Here is a 16,181-nt window from a genome sequence, read left to right as displayed (position 1 = left end):
TTATGCTGTGCATCCTGTGCCTCCATGTTCAATAATCCGGGAATCCAAATTCACCGGAAAGGGTCCTTGTTCCCCATAGGCCATGAAATTTTGCTGTTTCAACCTCAAAGGGTCTGGCCCGTCGTGGAGGGCGGGGGCGGACGTGGCTGAAACGCAATGATCGGAGGAAATGAGATGGGCGCCCTTTACCTGTTCAGACGAAACCTTTGGGCAACAGCTCTCTGTCTGTCGCTGATTCTACTTCCGGGCGCGGTTTTGCCTGATCGGCTGCCGGGGTCCACCAGCGGCTTACCCGAGGCTCGTCCCGGAGAGGTTGAAGAGAATGGGGCCGCCGAGAGCGAAGAAGCAAGATTCAGTGGCGAGCAGTTGGAGGTGTTTCGAGTGAACCGGCGTTTCTACCGGGCGGTTTCCGACCAGAGCCTCCGAGCCATGGAAAAAGTGTGGCTCCAGGAGCCCTGGGTCCAATGTGTGCATCCGAGTTGGGAACTGCTGACCGGTTGGAAGAGGATTCGCAAGAGCTGGGCCACCATCTTCCGTAATACGGAGCACATGAAGATCCGGGAAACCGAGGTTTCGATCCGAGTGAACGGAGACTTCGCCTGGGTGTCCTGCCTGGAGAACATCGAGAGTTACCGGAACGCCAACTTCAGCCGTTCTCAGGCTCAGGGCACCAATCTCTTTTTTCGTGTCAAGGGGAAGTGGCACTTGGTCCACCACCACGCCTCACCCATCACAGTCAGGGTAGGGGAGGCTCTCTGAGGAATCCCACCTGCTTCAGATCAATTCCTCGATGGGTTGACCGGTCTCATCGTCCAGGGCATTGGCGATCTTTACCGGGCGGCCTATGGGACTCATGTATTCCTTGGTCCAGTCGATTCCCAGGGCCTTGTAGATGGTGGCATAGAGGTCGCCCATGGAAATCATGCGTTCGGCCACATAGGCGCCGCGTTCGTCGCTGGCGCCCACCACCTGGCCTCCACGAATACCGCCGCCTCCGATAGCCAGAGACCAGCAGTGAGGCCAATGGTCTCGTCCGGCCTTTGAGTTGTGGTGGGGCGATCTACCGAATTCACCCATCACAATGACCACGGTGGAATCCAGCAGGCCGCGCTGCTTGAGGTCTTCCAGCAGGGTTGGGAGCGCTCGGTCCAGTCCCGGGACCATCTTGTCCTTGTGGCGTTCGTCGTTGTCGGAGTGGGTATCCCAGCCGTTCAGCTCATGGCCGGCGGCCGTGACGAAGCGGGCGCCCGCCTCAACCAGCCTGCGAGCCAGCAGCAGACTCTGGCCGAAGCTGCCTCGCCCGTAAGCATCTCTGGTCTTTTCGGATTCCTGGCTCAAGTCGAAGGCCTGTCGGGTTTCAGGGGTCAGGATCATCTGCAGGGCTTGTTGGGTGAATCGATCCATAGCCTGGTGCTCGGCCCTTTCGATCTTGCTGCGATACATTCTGTCGACCAGTTTCAACATCGAACGCCGGTCGCGCAGGCGTTCAACCGTCAGGGATTTTGGAAGAGCCAGGTCGGAAATCTGGAAATCCTCCTTGCTGGGATCGGGAACCACCATGGGGTTGAAGGCCGGATCCAGGAAGGCGCCCTTGGTATATTCACCATAGGAAGCCGTTTTCCAGGTGTCGGGAACCAGTACATTGGCGGGAACGTTGTTTCGAGCCCCCAGTTCCTTGGTGACGATGGTTCCCAGGCTGGGAAACTGCATGGCGGCTGTGGGACGGTGTCCGGTCAGCGCGTAATAGGTTCCCTGGCCATGGTTGTTTTCTTCGGTGTGGACCGATCGGAGGAGGGCCAGCTTGTCCATCTGCCTGGCCAACCGTGGAAGCAGCTCGGAAACCTGAATTCCCGCCACGTTGGTTGGAATGGGCTTGAAGCTGCTGTTGGGTTTGGGGTCCCAGGTGTCCACGTGGCTGGGGCCTCCTTCCAGCCAGACCAGGATGCAGGCCTGGGCCTTCGCCTGCCCGCGGGTGTCCTTGCCGCTGGCAGCCTGCAGGCTCCGGAAATTCAGATATTGAGGCAGGCTGATTCCGAGAAGGCTGAGAGAGCCGACTCGGAGGAAGTGGCGTCGCTTCAGAAGCTCCGGAGTAACCGTCAAACACCCTGCTTTTCGCATCATTGTCAATCTCCTGGCGCCCGCATTGGGTGCCATCAAGGCGGCGTCAGTGGTTGAAGGCAAACTCTCGGGAGGTGATCAGACTCCAGACCAGGTCTTCCCAAGCCTGCCTCTTGTCGGAACTCTTGCCCAAGACCGACTCCAGCTCGGACAACTCCAGCGGTGAGGGCAGGCGAGACAAGGCTGCCAGATAGAGCTCCTGAATCACCTCGCGGTGGGAGGCGTCCCTTTGGATCAACTGGTCGAGGCGTCCGCCCTTCCTGGAAATCTTCTCCGTGTAGGTCTTTCCCACCAGCATGTGGAGCGCCTGGTTGAGGCTGGGAGAGGCCTTGACTTCCGGAATCTGCAGAAGATTGGGTCGCCCGTACATCTGCAGAAAATCGGAGGGATAGATGTCGGGCACCTCCAGTTGAATGGCCCGGGTTCCCAGGGGAGCCTGGCCCCCCGGGCCGCTTTCGAAGACTTCCGGGACACCGGTCACCTGGCTGATGGCATCCAGAAGCACCTCGGCTTCCAGCGGCTTGGGGATGAAGTGGGAGTAGTTCAAGGCATCTTCGCGGTTCGACTCAAGGGGAGTCGAGGCAAGCTGGTAGGTCCGCGAACGGGTGATCCGACGCAGGATCTGCTTCAGGTCGTATTCATGGAGCCGGCAGTCCTCGGCCAGTGCCTGCAATAATCCAGGGTGGGTAGGCGGATTGGTCGAACGGAAATCATCCACCGGATCCACCAGGCCGCGTCCAAAAAGGTGGCCCCACATGCGGTTGACCAGTGTTTCGGCGAAGTAGGGGTGAGTCGTGATCCAGCGGGCAAACTCCCGGCGCGGATGCCCGTTGCCCGCGGAGGCGATGGCTTGCCCATCCAGGAAGGCGGGCTTGACGAGCTGCTTGCGACGGGGGTGAATCACCTTCACCGTTTCCGCCGACTCTCCAAAATCCGGTTGGCGGCCGGCGGGATCGTCAAAGAGAACCGACGCCCCGAACCCGGTCCATTCGGTTCGGCTGATCTGTCCGAAGAAGGAGGCCAGCCCCCAGAACTGATCCTGGCTCCACTGCTCGTAGGGGTGGTCGTGGCACTGGGCGCAATCCAGCCGTCTTCCCAGGAAGACCCGTACCTCTTCCGGCATGATATCCGCAGCCTTGGCTTCTTCCCCGTAGGAAAGAAAGTGCCTCGAGGCCCCGCCATAGCCCTGTGCCGCCAGCCGCTCCAGGGCAATTTCCCGATAGGACGTGTTTTGGGCGATGTTCCGCCACACCCAGCGCCAATAGGTGTAGGCGTGCTCAGCCCCCCCGACGGCGCCGGCAGCCACCCGGAAGAGCCGGCCGAAGCGAAAGGTCCAGTAGTCCACGTACTCGGGAGAATCCAGCAGGGCGTCGATCAGTTTCGTTCGTTTTTGAGGGTCCCGGCTGGCGATGAACTCCCGGGCCCGATCGGGCGGCGGTAGCGTTCCCGTCAAATCCAGGCAGACCCGGCGCAGGAACTCGGCGTCGCTGGAGAGCGGCGATGCGGGGATTTGAAAGCGGCTCAACTTGCCGAAGACGTGGTCGTCGATAAAGTTGTGGGGCGGAGGCGAAGGGTTGGTCTGCAATGGTTCGGAGATGACTCCGAAACGTGCGCTGGCGGTATGACCGGCCGTGCGGACAATAATGGTCGTCTCTCCCGTAGACCGGGCCTGGACTCGACCGGAGTCAGTCACCGTCACCACCTCTTCGTTGGTGGACTGGTAGGAGGCCTGTTGGGTCAGGTCCCGGGTTCGACCATCGGCAAGATGGGCGGTGACCAACAACTGGTGGGTGCCCTCGGCATCGAGCACTCGTTCCTCCGGAAACAGGGTCACCTGTTCAACTTCAACCTCTGAATCCTTGCGTTCATAGGGAGCGCCGGACTGAATCCAGTCCAACAAGGTGCGGTAGTCGGAAGACTTGGTGGTCAGGCGTTCTCCACCTCCATGAGGCAAAAGGAGCGTGGGTTTACGCAGCAACAGGCTATTTTCGGGTTGGCTCAGGTCGATGCGCGGGGACTCCGGACCTGCGGATTCCAGGCTCATGACCTGGTAGGTGCCGCCGTTGACGATCCAACGGTAGTCTTCCTTCGGATCCAGGGCGTTGAGGGAAAGTTTGAACCCCCCTCTTCCCTTGACACCCGCATGGCAACTACTGTCGTTGCAACCCCGCTTGGTCAGGATTCCGCCGATATCATGCTGAAAACTGAAGGGTGGCGGCGTTGCCAACGACTGCACCGTCAGCATTGCAGAGGCTGAATGGTTGGCCACATGGGCGTGCAGGGTAGTGCTTCCCTCCGAAAGGGCTGTCAATCGACCTTGATCCTCGATGGTTGCCACCTCGGTGGAGCCCAATTCAAGGGACGAAGCACCCGTCAGGTCGCGTTCCAGTCCGTCGGAATACCTGCCCAGCAAAACCAGCTGCTGGGACGGGCTGAGACCCGAAAGATGAATGTCCTCCGGAACGATCCTCAGCGAAAGCAGGGTTGGGGGAACTGCGGTTTCCTGGCCGTGGGCCAAGCCGGGATCCCATCCGAGGCATATCAGGAAAATCGCCAGGATTTTCGCCAGCGACGGGTAAAGGGGTCTAAGGAGCAACATTCCTCCTGACAAACAACACCTCCCGAGATCAGCGGCGGGAAGTCATGACCTGAGTCTCTTCGGCCGGCCGGACAGCCAGGAAAGGAATCCTTCCTGCCGGCAACGCCGGGCCCACCCTCCCATCCACAACCGGCCGGGCCTTGAGTTCAATGAAGCGCGGGGACCCTGTGATGGGGGTGTCGGGACTTGCCCAGAATACGAGCGTGGTTGCGCTGCGTTGCGGGCGGTGGTGGCGGGGAGATACGACCTCGACACCGAGGGGTCGATACTGGATGCCCCGCATCAACGTCTCGGTCCAGCCGGCTGCGGTACTGACCCAGGCTTGCACGCCGGGGGGAAGGTTGTCGACCGTGAGCAGGACATTTCCCTGAAACCCTTCCTCCTTCTCGCACACCACCACCATTTCCTTGACCTGTCCCGCCTCCAGGTTGATTCGGTCGGTCTTGTCGACGAGCGTGGACAGGAAGGGCGTGACTCCCAGGCTGATTTCAACCCGGCCCAGATGAGGAACCTGCGGGCGTGCCAGGAGCCGATACCTGAACCGGGGTCCTCCTTGCACCGAGGTCAACTCCCGGATCTGCAGGAAGTAGCTGCCCGTTTGCTCGATGGTGAAGATCGTCTTCCGTTCAACCGTTTTGTTGACGTCGTCGCCGTCGCCGCCATATTCCATGTAAATGTTGGAGACCAGCTCGTTGCCGCTCCCGTCCAGGAGCTTGAGCCAGGGGTTGAAATGTGGCAGAGAGTTCCCGGGAGTTTCAATCTCGAAGGCCAGTTTCTGTCCGGCTTTGGCCTGAAAACGGAAGAGGTCGATATCGCCGGGCGTCTGGATCCGGCCCTCGATCAGGCCGGGAATCTTCACCGTGCCCGGTCGGTCGAGGGAGTCGTTGGGTTCCACTTCGGGCGCCGGTTCGATCCGGGAAGCACGGGCAGGAGAAGTATTGGAAGCATTGCCTTGGTCAGATACGGATTCGATTGGTCCAGAGAGCGTTCCGTTGACCGCGACCCTACCGGAGCGGTGCTGCAAAAGAGCCAGACGGTTGGGCTCAAGCGGCCGTTGGAAACTTCCCAGTTGTCTCAGGGTGGCGGAGTCCCTTTCCAGCCAGTCGCCCGGATCCGGGTGGGCCAATCTGCCCAGGACCTGGTGGGCATCAGTAGACAGGCGCCGGATAATCCGCAGCTGGTAGCCATGATTGGGATCGCCGGTTCCGGTAAAGGTGCCGACCGAAAGGAAATAGCGCCCCGAGTTCTCAAATCGGTGAGAAATACGCTGGAAGAGGGCGAATCTGCCGGTTGAGCGGGTCCGCTCGTATCGCTGAAAGGGCTCCCAGGTCAGGGCGGGGCCCTCAACGACCAACCGGACCACACGGCTGGGATCGAACCAACTGACGGAACGTTGGTAAAGGGTGATTGCGGCTTGGGCCTGGTAGGTGCGGCTGGGGCCCAGATCCGAACGAACGGCAAAGAGCAGTTCCTCCCCCTGGGAAACGCGGAATGCGTAGAAGTCTCGCTGGCCCTTCTCTGAGAGGCTGCCGTTTACGACCGCGGGGACCGACAGGTATTGCGCCTGTTCCGCGGTCTGGTGCGGGCGGGCGGTTTCCGAAATGATCGGATCGGAGACGACCTGCAGGCCCAGGGCATTGGAGAGTCCCCGCGGAGTGACCAGCCGGAACAGGTGCAATCCGAGCGCGGCCGTTTTCGGTATCCGGATCTTCAAGACGGCCCGGTGATCGGCCTTCGCCGCTTTCCCCAGGTAGTCTTCCGGTTTCTTGTCCTTTTTTTCCGAGGTGGACTGGAGTTTTTCCAGCTTCAGGACGGAGGCGGAGAGTTCTCCGCCCTCGAACCAAACGGTGTGGGTGCCTTGCAGGGCTTCGCCCGAGACCTCGAGGTCGAACGTCGTCCCCTGTTGGCCGCCCAGAGGGAAATGGGAGAGCAGCTTGGGCTCAGTGACTGTTTCGATATCCTGAGCGCTCAGTGGAGCCGCCAGGCACAGGGTAGCGGCAATCAATCTCAAGTACACGGGAACGCTGACCTCGGCACCACAGTCCTGACCCAAAACACTCCCAAGGATACCATAGGAGTAGAGCTTCAGGGACCGCTATTCCCCCGGAACAGGCCCACACCCGGACCCTTTGTCAAGAGCTTGAAGAGTAGAAGTTTTGCCTTTGGCAATGACCGATCCGGAGGGTCAGGCCACCGTCTCGCAGATTGGCCACTTTCCCCGGTCCGCTTTTTGGAAGGGGATTTGAGTCACATCGCTGACCAGCGCTCCCGGTGAGTCCACATATAGAACTTCTTGGGCGAGGGGGGCGAAAGCCGCGTGGAAATGCTGCATCGATTTCACCACCAGGATCCGCCTGGTCCGAGGATCGATGCCCAGATTGGTGAAGGCATCGGTGCCCAGGGTTTGAGTTCGAATGGAGTTGACCACGATGTCGATGCCGCCGGTGCGCAGAACGACGGCGTCCCCAAGAGGCGAGACCGACCGGCCGGCACCGCTGCCGAAGGTTTGACAGGTATTGGGGACCACCTTGGTTACCGTCACTGGAATATCCAGGGGGCGTCCCGAACTCGGTCCCATCTTGCCTCCGAGACGCACATCGAATCGGGCTCCTTCTCCCGCTTCGGTAGCCATGGCTACGGCCATCGGATCCCAGATGCAGGCCACGGCGGCATCCTCGATCCCGCGGTCGATGAGAGCCTCGAGAATGAAGGTGGAGTCTCCGGACGCGCCGCCGCCCGGGTTGTCGGCCACGTCCGCTAGCACCACCGGTCCCCGGCCCTGGCTCAAGGCTTCTCCCAGGGCTTGGTCGATGGTCCTGTAGTCGGGCCGGAGCCCATGACGCAGTTCAAACAGTTGGCGCCCCAGCGATTCTGCCAAGCGGTTTCCTTCCCGGGGTCTTCCATCGGTGACGACCAGGATCCGGGTTCCCATGTCGGCAACGTCCCCCCAGAGAAACCCGTGGGCTATCGAGATCGAAAGAATCTCCTTCTGCTGCTCCAGATGCTTGACTCCGGCCAGATAGCTCTTCATGGGCTCCGAGGTGGTGTGGTAGATGCCCATCATGCGGCAATCGTATAGAGCCATGCGCGGTTGAAGGGTGCCTGAGGCAGTCGCGGACAGGATGTGAAAGAGTTCTCCGGCCCGGTCGGCAGCGTCCGTGTGGGGGTATTCCTTGAAGCTGACGATGGCGGTAGCCTCCTCTACCATCCGACTGGTCAGGTGACAGTGGAGATCCAATTCGGCCCCGACCGGCACCTTGGGACCGACCAGGGCTCGGATACGAGCCAGCAGGTCCCCCTCGCAGTCGTCGTATCCCTCGGCAACCATGGCGCCATGCAGACTGAGTAGAACCATGTCCACCGGCATGGCCCGTCGGAGGTCAGCCAGGATTTCGTCCCGGAATGACTCGTAGACGCGGCCTAGCGTCACTCCGGAAGGTTGGGCAAAGGCACACAGACTCTCCACCACCGACCAGCCGTTTCGTAAGGCCAGTTGGCGCCACAGGATCAATGGAACCGCAAAGAGAAACGGGTCGTGCCCGTGGTTTCCCCCTCTGACGAGGCAGGTTTCCTCAAAGGTGCGGTAACCGGTGGGGAAGGGAGAAAAGGTGTTGGTTTCAGTGCCCAGACAGGCGAGAAAGAGTTTCATGGGTTCCCATCCGCTGGATCACGCCACCGGTCTCGAGTCGAGGGCGTCGATCCCGTTGGTTTCCGGAACACAATGCCTCGATGTTCCCTGGCATGACTCGCCGTTGCTGAGGATTATTCCCCAATCCAGGGCGGGTACGGAAACGTTTTCGGTTCCACCCGGCCGAATCCCAATCTGGAGGAGGACGGGCTCAAGTCCGCACGAGATGGTATGATTCTGCCGTTCCGCGCCATGACAGGTCCGGCCTTCCGATTGCTCTTCGCGAAGCAGTTTCGGGGGGCCGCCGCTTCACCGAAAGGAAGAATCGTGAATCCCAAGACGCTTGCATTGTCCATTGTCCTCGTGATTGCAACTGCCTCGGGCTGTACCCGCAATGCCGGTCCCAGTAACGGGGCTGCCCTGGAAGAGCACTTCCGGCAGTCACTATCCGGAGCGACTCTTGTCGGCCATTTCACGGTGGGGGATCAGAAAAATCTGCGGGAGGAAAAATACACCATCACCAAGGTTTCGAAGATTCCGGGCGGCCTCTGGCTCTTTCAGGTCCGAATTCAATACGGAAATCGGGACGTCACGCTGCCGCTGCCGCTCAATGTCCAGTGGGCAGGGGACACCCCCGTCATCACTCTGACTGACTTGAGCATCCCGAACCTTGGAACCTACACGGCCAGAGTGCTGATCTACCGAGATCAGTACGCCGGAACCTGGAGTGGGGGCGACGTGGGCGGACAAATGTTCGGGCGATTGGTTCGGGACACGAACCCCTGAGTGCCCGGCTAACGGTAGCGTACCGTCAGTTCGACCTTTTCCACCTTCATCCGGGGCTGGGTATCGGCTGCCGGGCGAGTCCGACGAATCCCCAGCAGATTGGTGCCGGCAATCAGCTGCGTGCCCCGCGGTCGAAACGTCAGCCATCCTTCCTCGATCAGGGGCCGAGCCAGTAACGCCCCGTTCAACCTTACCTCAATCTCCCGGTCGATCCCCTTTTCGGGAGGCAGGTTGTAGTAGCTGTCAGGAGGCTGGGCCTTGCGTGCCCGGATTCTTGCCTGCATGAAACGCTTGACGAAGGTTCGCTCCAGCTTTTGTGTATCCGGCAGGGACCGGGCGGCCGGGTCCGACAGCAAGATCCGCAGATTCAGGTCTTTGATCCGGTCGGGCTTCCAGTCCAGGTCGTCCGCCACCTCCAGGCGAAGCAGAGTATCGGCTTTGCCGTCATTGGCCAGATCGGCCGGTAGTTGGGCCATCATGTTGGAGTTGGCATAAAAATATCGGGGAGTATGCCATCGTTCAGGCTCCAGCGAGGGGTGTCCGCCCCCGCCCCGGCGCTGTATCACGAAGGTCTTGTCCCGGTCTCTCAGTGCCGCGGGAATGCCCATTTCCTGATAGGCCTGCAGGTGGGTTTCCCAGACCGGCGTGTCACTCCACTGGGCCGAACGCCAAACGTGGACGACGGGGTCGGGAAAGGGAACTCCGATTCGGGCTGCCGGCTCGGGACGGCCGTATGAGAAGTTGAAGGTGTGGATGCCGTCAGCCCCCTGCCTCCACCAGTTGGCGAAGATCCCGCGAAAGACTTCAATGGGCGGCCATTGGTAGCCGTCACTGCTGTGCCAGTCGTCCAGGCTGGGGTAGAGCTTGATGTCGCGGTGCCGGGTGAAGGATCGGTAGCCCTGAATGTCGACCTCGAAGGAACGCACCCCCAGCGCGAAGAGGTCCACAATCTGTTCGCGGGCCCAAGTTTCCACGTCCAGGCCGTCGAAGTGGGCGCCCTCAACCGTTTCCGGAACCCTGGCCGACAGGAGGAAAGGCCGGTTGCGCTTGCGCTCGAACTCCAGGAGCATGGAACGGAGCTCGCGCATGAACTCCGTGAGGTGGTGGCGCAGTTGCCACTGCCTGCCGGGAGGCAGCACCGGAGGGGCGCGGGCGAAGTCGATATCAATGCCGTCGAAGTCGTAGTTTTCGGCCACTTCCCGCAGGATGCTCAACTTGTAGTCCCTGACGCCCTCAATGGCAAAATTCCACATCCCCGAATCTCTCCAGGGCAAACGGATAAGCCAGTCCGGGTGGGATTCCTTCAGCGAGATCTGGCGGGTGGGCAGGAGGTGAAGGTCGTTGTCGCCCCCGTTGATGCGATAGGCAAAAAATGCTTCCAGCTTTCGTTTCCGCGTTTCTTCCAGAAAGATCCGGACGGGGTCGATACCCTCGTCCAACCATCGTTGGTAACCGGGATGGTCATAGGTCTCGGCGTAGTGGGGCAGGATCTTGCTGGGATACGGCGCCTGATGGCCCTCGCCCCAGTTCCACCACAGGCTGTCGATATGGGTCCGGAAGTGGTCAATGAAATCGAACTTGTAGTCGACCAGATCCCGGATGTCCGGATCGGTAAATGTGGGGTCTCCGTGAATGGCGTCCCGGTTGACCACTACCCTGCGACGGCGGTTGACCGCCGCCAGATGTTGAGCTGAGAGCTTGAATGGCACCAGTAAGTCCTAGAGTCGACGGGGCCGGGGGAGACTGATTCTTCAATCGTGAACAGACTTGAAGACTAGACGGAACGGCGCACGGTGGCAAGACTTTCTTGGCGGAGCCAGGGCATGGATATTCGCCAGGGAGCAGAAAGCGCGAGGAAGGGCCACCAAGCGAGATCGAACTGCTTCAGCGGTCCGCGCCCCCGGGTCAGGCTCCAAGCCGGAAGCCGGTTATGTTGCAGGCGATGGGAACCCCATGTGCTAACGCCTTTGAGAACGGCTTCGCGACGGGGTCTTGCTGGAGCTTCGCGACTCACTGCTTCGGTTGGAGGAACTCGACCTCGAGCGACTGGGGGCCGAAACCCGGGAGGAGCTTCGGCCGGAAGACCTGGAGACCGACGGCGACGGCCGGCTGCGACTGGGAGTGCTGCGGACCCGTGACGAGGATCGGGGCGACGAGGGTCGCGAAGGCGCCGAGACCCGAGAGGAGCTTCGGCCGGAGGACCTGGAGACCGACGGCGACGGCCGGTTGCGACTGGGAGTGCTGCGGACCCGTGACGAGGACCGGGACGACGAAGGTCGGGAAGGCGCCGAGACTCGCGTGGAGCTTCGGCCGGAGGATCCAGAGACCGAGGAGGACGGTCGGCTGTTGCGGGGAGAGCCTTGCCCGCGGATGCTGTTGACCCGAGAGGAACTTCTGGGCGAAAAGCGTGGCGATGGCCGCACCGATGGGACTGAAGGGGAAGATTCCGACGCCGATTCAGCCGAGCCCGGAGTCGAACTTCTGGAAGGTGTCCCACGGGGGATCGTACCTTGGGTGGCGGCGCGGCGGTTGAAGCGTCGCCAGCGCTCGAGCGAGTCCGACCGACTACCGCCATCCGGACGGGCAGCCGTTGGACGCGGAGGACTTGCGGGCTGCCTGACGCTTCGATCAACGTTGCTGCGATCTCGAATCGCCGCCGGACCGGATGGAGTAGGCAGGCTGCGCCGATTGGCAGGTACTACGCCGGATCTGGCGGCCGCAGGCCGCTGGGAGCGCAAGCCGGGGGCCGAGCGCCCGGCCTCGGGTCTGGTGGACGAGCGGGAATTGGCCGGACGAAGGGCCTTGGTGTCGCTTCGCCCCATGGAGTCGACGAATCGGACCATGTCCTGGCGTTGCTGGACGAAAGAGCGACGAGCGATGTTGCGCCGCGCGCGGCCGGTCGAGAAGAACCGGTTTTGAATGTTTGAACCAGGGTTCCGGTGCAGGCGGCGGTCCCTCTGAACGAGTTGACCCTGACTGACGCGATCGGGTACGACTGGAATGCGGCCACGCATCAGGCTGGCCCGTCGCACCTCAGAGGCTTGCAGGGCACGCGCATTCAGAATCTGTCCACGAGAGAAGTGTCGGGCGGCGACCAGGGTGGTGCCATTGCGATGGCGTGCATTGCGGTAGCTGTTGTAGATGTTAATCCGGTTGTTGACCAGGATGGTGGAGCCGCCCCTGCTCCGTCCTCGGCCGTAGCGGGAGCGACGCCCATACCAGGGGTAGTAGGGCTCCCCGGGGGCAAGCGGAATCCAGCCGTAATATCCATAGCGCGAACCCAAGCCGATTCCTAGGCCGCCACGGCCGTCAAAGCCGAAAAAGGCTACCAGCGCCGGCTGCCAATAGTGACGGGAGTAGAAGGATCCGGGGTACCAGCCCCAACCGAAACGAGCGTGGCGGAACCAGCGCCCGTAATGGTAGGGCGCCCAGCCCCAGGGGTCGTGACTGACCCAGGTCCAGCCATAATAGTCCATCCACACCCATCGACCGTGCCGATAGGGCGCCCAACCCACCGCAACCGACGGAAACCAGCAACGGCCGTAGCTGGGAACGTAGGCCCAATGGCCATGATCGTCCAGATCCTCAACGCCGTAAACGCTCCTATGCACGTAGCCGTAGGCCTTGGACTTCATGAGGTTCCGGTCCCGCTTGATGTTCCAAAGGTCCCAGTCGTCCCGGGGATCGGCCTTGGCCACCTGGAATTCGATGTCCTGATCTCCCTTGCGGACGATCATGCGTTGACCGGATTTGAGTGTTTCGCTGCCGCTTGCCGAGGCGACCTCGGCCCGTCCCTTCCTCACGGTGACAGTCACGCGATCAAGACCGACGACTTCCACTCGGTAGCGTCCGTTCTTTTCCGGACGAACCGCGGCCAATGGGGTCTCAATATCAACGTCGGCATCGCCGCCCCTCAATTCGCTGTAAGTGAGTACGCCGCGCTCAAGTTGAATCCGGAAGGTTCGGTGGCCCAGGTTGGCCAGTCGGACCTCGGACAATTCGTTAAGGCGCAGAAAGTTGGAGTAGTCCAGTTGGACTTCGGCACGGGAGGCCAATCCAGCAGTCAGAATATCGGCCTCCACCAGCGGCATGTTGACGGTGGCCTGAATCGAATCTCCCGATTCGCCTCGCTGCACGGTGACGTCGCCCTTGGCCAGGCTGAGCCTGGCGACGCCCAGCGCCGGACCGGTCTCCTGCGACTGTGCCAGTGCCGAGTGATTGATAGACATGGCAACGAGGGAAAACAGAACCAATATTCCACGTCGACTTGTCATGGCTGATGACCTCCCGGTCGTAGCTGCGGAATTTACTTGTCTGAAGCGTACGGACACGGCGGAAGGACCTGCACTCGACCAGTATACCTGGAGAGAAGCGGTGTTTCCATGTCAGGCCCTTCCTGCTTGAGAGATTTTTGAGTCAAATGGCCGGTGGACGAAAACCGGATCGAGTGCAGTGGGTGGGATGCGTGGGACCGAACGAGGTGTTGCCTGAGGGCCAAAGGGAGCACTGCCGACAATAGTCCATATAATCAGTCTTTTGAGATAGGATAGACAGTGGGCCGAAGGCTTCGACGGGAAGGTAATGATGGCGTGATTGCGCCCGATGGGGCGATTTGACGGCAACGGGCGCAACCCTGTGTGTTCAAATAAGTTGAATCATTAAGTAAGTTAGCATAACGTTGCGTTTTGCTTTCAGCGCGGTTCAACCGCGTTTCCTTCCCGGCGTTCCGGGTCATGACAGGAAATTCGGTTTGAGGCTGCTCATCAAGTCGGGAATATGGCAAGGAGTTCACTAATGAAGTACCCCGTCCTCTTTCTTGTATTGCTTTCTCTGGTCGTTTCCCTAACCGGACTGCCGGATCAGGAAGAGGACTGGCCACAGTTCAGGGGGCCGGGAGGCCAGGGTCACGCTTCCGCCCGTGGTCTCGCAAAGGAATGGAGTGAAACCAAGAATATCACCTGGAAGGTGCCCCTTCCGGGAAACGGCTGGTCGTCACCGGTCATTCAGGGCGAAAAAATCTGGTTGACCGCCTCGGTGGACGAAGGACGTTCGCTGCGGGCCTTGTGTCTGAGCAGGAGTGACGGAAAACTGATCCATGACCTGGAGGTATTCCGCCAGGAGCAGGCGGGCCGCATCCATTCCAAGAACAGCCATGCCTCTCCCACTCCCGTTCTGGACGGGGACAGAGTCTATGTCCACTTTGGAGCATTCGGCTCGGCCAGCCTTCGCAGCGACGGCAGGATCCTTTGGAAACATCGGTTCGACTACGATCACCGCCACGGACCGGGCGGTTCTCCGGTCCTGTTCGAGGACCTTCTCATCTACAACTGCGACGGCACCGACGTACAGTTCGTGGCAGCCTTGGACAAGCATACCGGGAAGTTGAGGTGGAAAAAGACTCGCGAGGGTCGGATGGCATACTCGACCCCCTTGGCCATCGAGGTGGAGGGCAAGCCCCAGTTGATCAGCACTGGTGGCGATCGAGTCGTGACCTACCACCCACTCTCCGGGGAGGAGATCTGGTCGGTGCGCTACGACGGGTTTTCCCTAGTCCCTCGCCCTGTTTTCGGCCTGGGTTTGGTCTATATCATCTCGGGGTACCCGCATCCCGTGCTCTACGCAATCCGTCCCGATGGCCAGGGCGACGTGACCGATAGTCACGTGGCCTGGAGCTTGAAACGAGGGGTTCCGTTGAATCCCTCTCCCTTGCTGGTGGGAAAGGAACTCTACATGGTCAGCGATCGCGGTATTGCATCCTGCGTGGACGCCCGGACCGGCAAGCACCACTGGCAGGAAAGGCTGCCTGGAGAGTACTCGGCTTCGCCGGTGTATGCCGAAGGGAAAATCTATTTGCTGAACGAATCAGGAGAGGCGACCGTCCTGGAGGTTGGGAGGGAGTTCAAGAAGCTGGCCAGCAACCGGTTGCCGGGTCGCACCCTGGCCTCGTTCGCCGTGCACGGCCGCGCCATCTACTTGAGAACCGACAGCCACCTCTATCGGATCGAACGGTCGACCAGTTAGTTGATCTTGTAAGTCTTGTCATACACGAAGCGGCCCGGTGAGAAGTGCGGGCGTAGGAGTCTAACGATGACCAAGCTCCAGCTGCAGAAACTTGGAGGGGTCTGGTCGGCCACGCCAACGCCGTTTACCAAGGATTTGAAGGTCGACACGGTGGCTGTCAAGAAAATGGTGGAGCACCATTTGCGCTTGGGAGTCCGGGGGCTTTTCCTGGCCGGCACTTGCGGAGAGGGTCCCTGGATGCCGGATGTGGAGCGACGGAGACTGGTGAGGGCGGCCCGCAAGTATTCTCGAGACCGGCTGATGATTGCGGTGCAGGTCACCGACAACTCGGCCAGTCGCGTGGTCGCCAATATTCGGGCCGCCAAGGCGGATGGAGCCCAGATTGCGGTGGTCGCGCCGCCGCTTTTTTTTCTCAATGCCAATCCCCAGACACTGACCAACCACTACCGTCAGATTCTGAGGGAGAGTGAGTTGCCCATCGGAATCTATGATCGTGGGCGCCACAGTTCGGTGGTCATCCCGGAGTCGGTTCTCGCTACCATTTATGCCGACCGGCGGGTGATCATGGTCAAGGACAGCTCGTCCGACAATCAGCGACGGGAGATTGCCCTGGCCGCGCGGCGGAAACGCCCCCGATTGCGCCTGCTCAACGGCAATGAATTTCAGTGTCTGGATTACTTGAGAGCCGGATATGACGGCCTGCTGCTTGGCGGCGGAATCTTTACGGGTTACCTGGTGGGTCAGATGATCCAGGCGGTTGCGGCCCACGACTATGCCCGTGCCGACAGAATACAGACTCGCACGACACGCATGCTATACACAGTCTACGGCGGCGACCGGCTGGCCTGCTGGCTCTCGGGCCTGAAGCGCCTTCTGATGGAGTTGGGCGTGTTCCGGAACTGGTCCAACTACCTGGGCTATCCTCTGGACCGTGCCTGTATCCGCAACATCAAGCGGATCGTCGCCGAGAACCGGGACGTCCTGCTACCGTCCTGATCCTGACGAAGCCAGAAGACGATTGTCCGGTTC

General features: G+C 60.7%; 10 protein-coding genes. 4 read left to right on the top strand and 6 right to left on the bottom strand.

The genetic code is table 11. From position 1 onward, the window contains the following. The first annotated feature begins 174 nt into the window (after nucleotides 1-174). Nucleotides 175-759 (top strand): nuclear transport factor 2 family protein, encoded by a 585-nt coding sequence (locus OXI69_10960; protein MDE2666664.1) that lies wholly within the window; start codon nucleotides 175-177, stop codon nucleotides 757-759. A gap of 15 nt (nucleotides 760-774) precedes the next feature. Here the strand turns inward: OXI69_10960 and OXI69_10955 are convergent, their stop codons facing one another. The 4 genes from OXI69_10955 to OXI69_10940 form a co-directional block, all read right to left on the bottom strand. Next, entirely contained in the window at nucleotides 775-2,121 is a 1,347-nt protein-coding gene (locus OXI69_10955; protein MDE2666663.1) for a DUF1501 domain-containing protein, read from the bottom strand. A gap of 43 nt (nucleotides 2,122-2,164) precedes the next feature. Then, nucleotides 2,165-4,717 carry a DUF1553 domain-containing protein gene (locus tag OXI69_10950; GenBank protein ID MDE2666662.1) on the bottom strand — a complete coding sequence of 851 codons (2,553 nt, stop codon included), beginning with the start codon at nucleotides 4,715-4,717 and terminating at the stop codon, nucleotides 2,165-2,167. Nucleotides 4,718-4,745: 28 nt separating this feature from the next. Next, entirely contained in the window at nucleotides 4,746-6,734 is a 1,989-nt protein-coding gene (locus OXI69_10945; protein MDE2666661.1) for a PPC domain-containing protein, read from the bottom strand. A 168-nt stretch (nucleotides 6,735-6,902) separates the two neighbouring features. After that, the gene (locus tag OXI69_10940) at nucleotides 6,903-8,366 is read right to left on the bottom strand and encodes a M81 family metallopeptidase (protein ID MDE2666660.1); all 1,464 of its coding nucleotides are present in this window, start codon (nucleotides 8,364-8,366) and stop codon (nucleotides 6,903-6,905) included. Between the two features lie 210 nt (nucleotides 8,367-8,576). Here OXI69_10940 and OXI69_10935 point away from each other — a divergent pair, with 210 nt between their 5' ends. Then, nucleotides 8,577-9,131, top strand: a complete 555-nt coding sequence (locus tag OXI69_10935) for a hypothetical protein (GenBank protein ID MDE2666659.1) — start codon at nucleotides 8,577-8,579, stop codon at nucleotides 9,129-9,131. 8 nt (nucleotides 9,132-9,139) lie between these two features. Here the strand turns inward: OXI69_10935 and OXI69_10930 are convergent, their stop codons facing one another. Both OXI69_10930 and OXI69_10925 read right to left on the bottom strand, forming a co-directional pair. Beyond that, nucleotides 9,140-10,840 (bottom strand): hypothetical protein, encoded by a 1,701-nt coding sequence (locus OXI69_10930; protein ID MDE2666658.1) that lies wholly within the window; start codon nucleotides 10,838-10,840, stop codon nucleotides 9,140-9,142. A gap of 249 nt (nucleotides 10,841-11,089) precedes the next feature. Further along, nucleotides 11,090-13,405 carry a hypothetical protein gene (locus OXI69_10925; protein MDE2666657.1) on the bottom strand — a complete coding sequence of 772 codons (2,316 nt, stop codon included), beginning with the start codon at nucleotides 13,403-13,405 and terminating at the stop codon, nucleotides 11,090-11,092. A gap of 520 nt (nucleotides 13,406-13,925) precedes the next feature. Here OXI69_10925 and OXI69_10920 point away from each other — a divergent pair. Together OXI69_10920 and OXI69_10915 are read left to right on the top strand one after the other, a co-directional pair. After that, the gene (locus tag OXI69_10920) at nucleotides 13,926-15,152 is read left to right on the top strand and encodes a PQQ-binding-like beta-propeller repeat protein (GenBank protein ID MDE2666656.1); all 1,227 of its coding nucleotides are present in this window, start codon (nucleotides 13,926-13,928) and stop codon (nucleotides 15,150-15,152) included. A gap of 66 nt (nucleotides 15,153-15,218) precedes the next feature. Beyond that, nucleotides 15,219-16,148 carry a dihydrodipicolinate synthase family protein gene (locus OXI69_10915; protein ID MDE2666655.1) on the top strand — a complete coding sequence of 310 codons (930 nt, stop codon included), beginning with the start codon at nucleotides 15,219-15,221 and terminating at the stop codon, nucleotides 16,146-16,148. The last annotated feature ends 33 nt before the right edge of the window (nucleotides 16,149-16,181 follow it).

The sequence above is a fragment of the Acidobacteriota bacterium genome, assembly GCA_028875575.1.
GTDB lineage: Bacteria > Acidobacteriota > Terriglobia > Versatilivoradales > Versatilivoraceae > Versatilivorator.
The sequence above is the reverse complement of the archived record's forward strand: the minus strand, read 5'-3'. Positions and strand labels throughout refer to the sequence as shown.

Excerpts from the sequence above, each read along its gene's own strand:
- OXI69_10935 (MDE2666659.1), top strand. The coding sequence starts at position 8,577 with ATGATTCTGCCGTTCCGCGCCATGACAGGTCCGGCCTTCCGATTGCTC.
- OXI69_10950 (MDE2666662.1), bottom strand. The coding sequence starts at position 4,717 with ATGTTGCTCCTTAGACCCCTTTACCCGTCGCTGGCGAAAATCCTGGCG.
- OXI69_10955 (MDE2666663.1), bottom strand. The coding sequence starts at position 2,121 with ATGATGCGAAAAGCAGGGTGTTTGACGGTTACTCCGGAGCTTCTGAAG.
- OXI69_10925 (MDE2666657.1), bottom strand. The coding sequence starts at position 13,405 with ATGACAAGTCGACGTGGAATATTGGTTCTGTTTTCCCTCGTTGCCATG.
- OXI69_10940 (MDE2666660.1), bottom strand. The coding sequence starts at position 8,366 with ATGAAACTCTTTCTCGCCTGTCTGGGCACTGAAACCAACACCTTTTCT.
- OXI69_10960 (MDE2666664.1), top strand. The coding sequence starts at position 175 with ATGGGCGCCCTTTACCTGTTCAGACGAAACCTTTGGGCAACAGCTCTC.
- OXI69_10915 (MDE2666655.1), top strand. The coding sequence starts at position 15,219 with ATGACCAAGCTCCAGCTGCAGAAACTTGGAGGGGTCTGGTCGGCCACG.
- OXI69_10920 (MDE2666656.1), top strand. The coding sequence starts at position 13,926 with ATGAAGTACCCCGTCCTCTTTCTTGTATTGCTTTCTCTGGTCGTTTCC.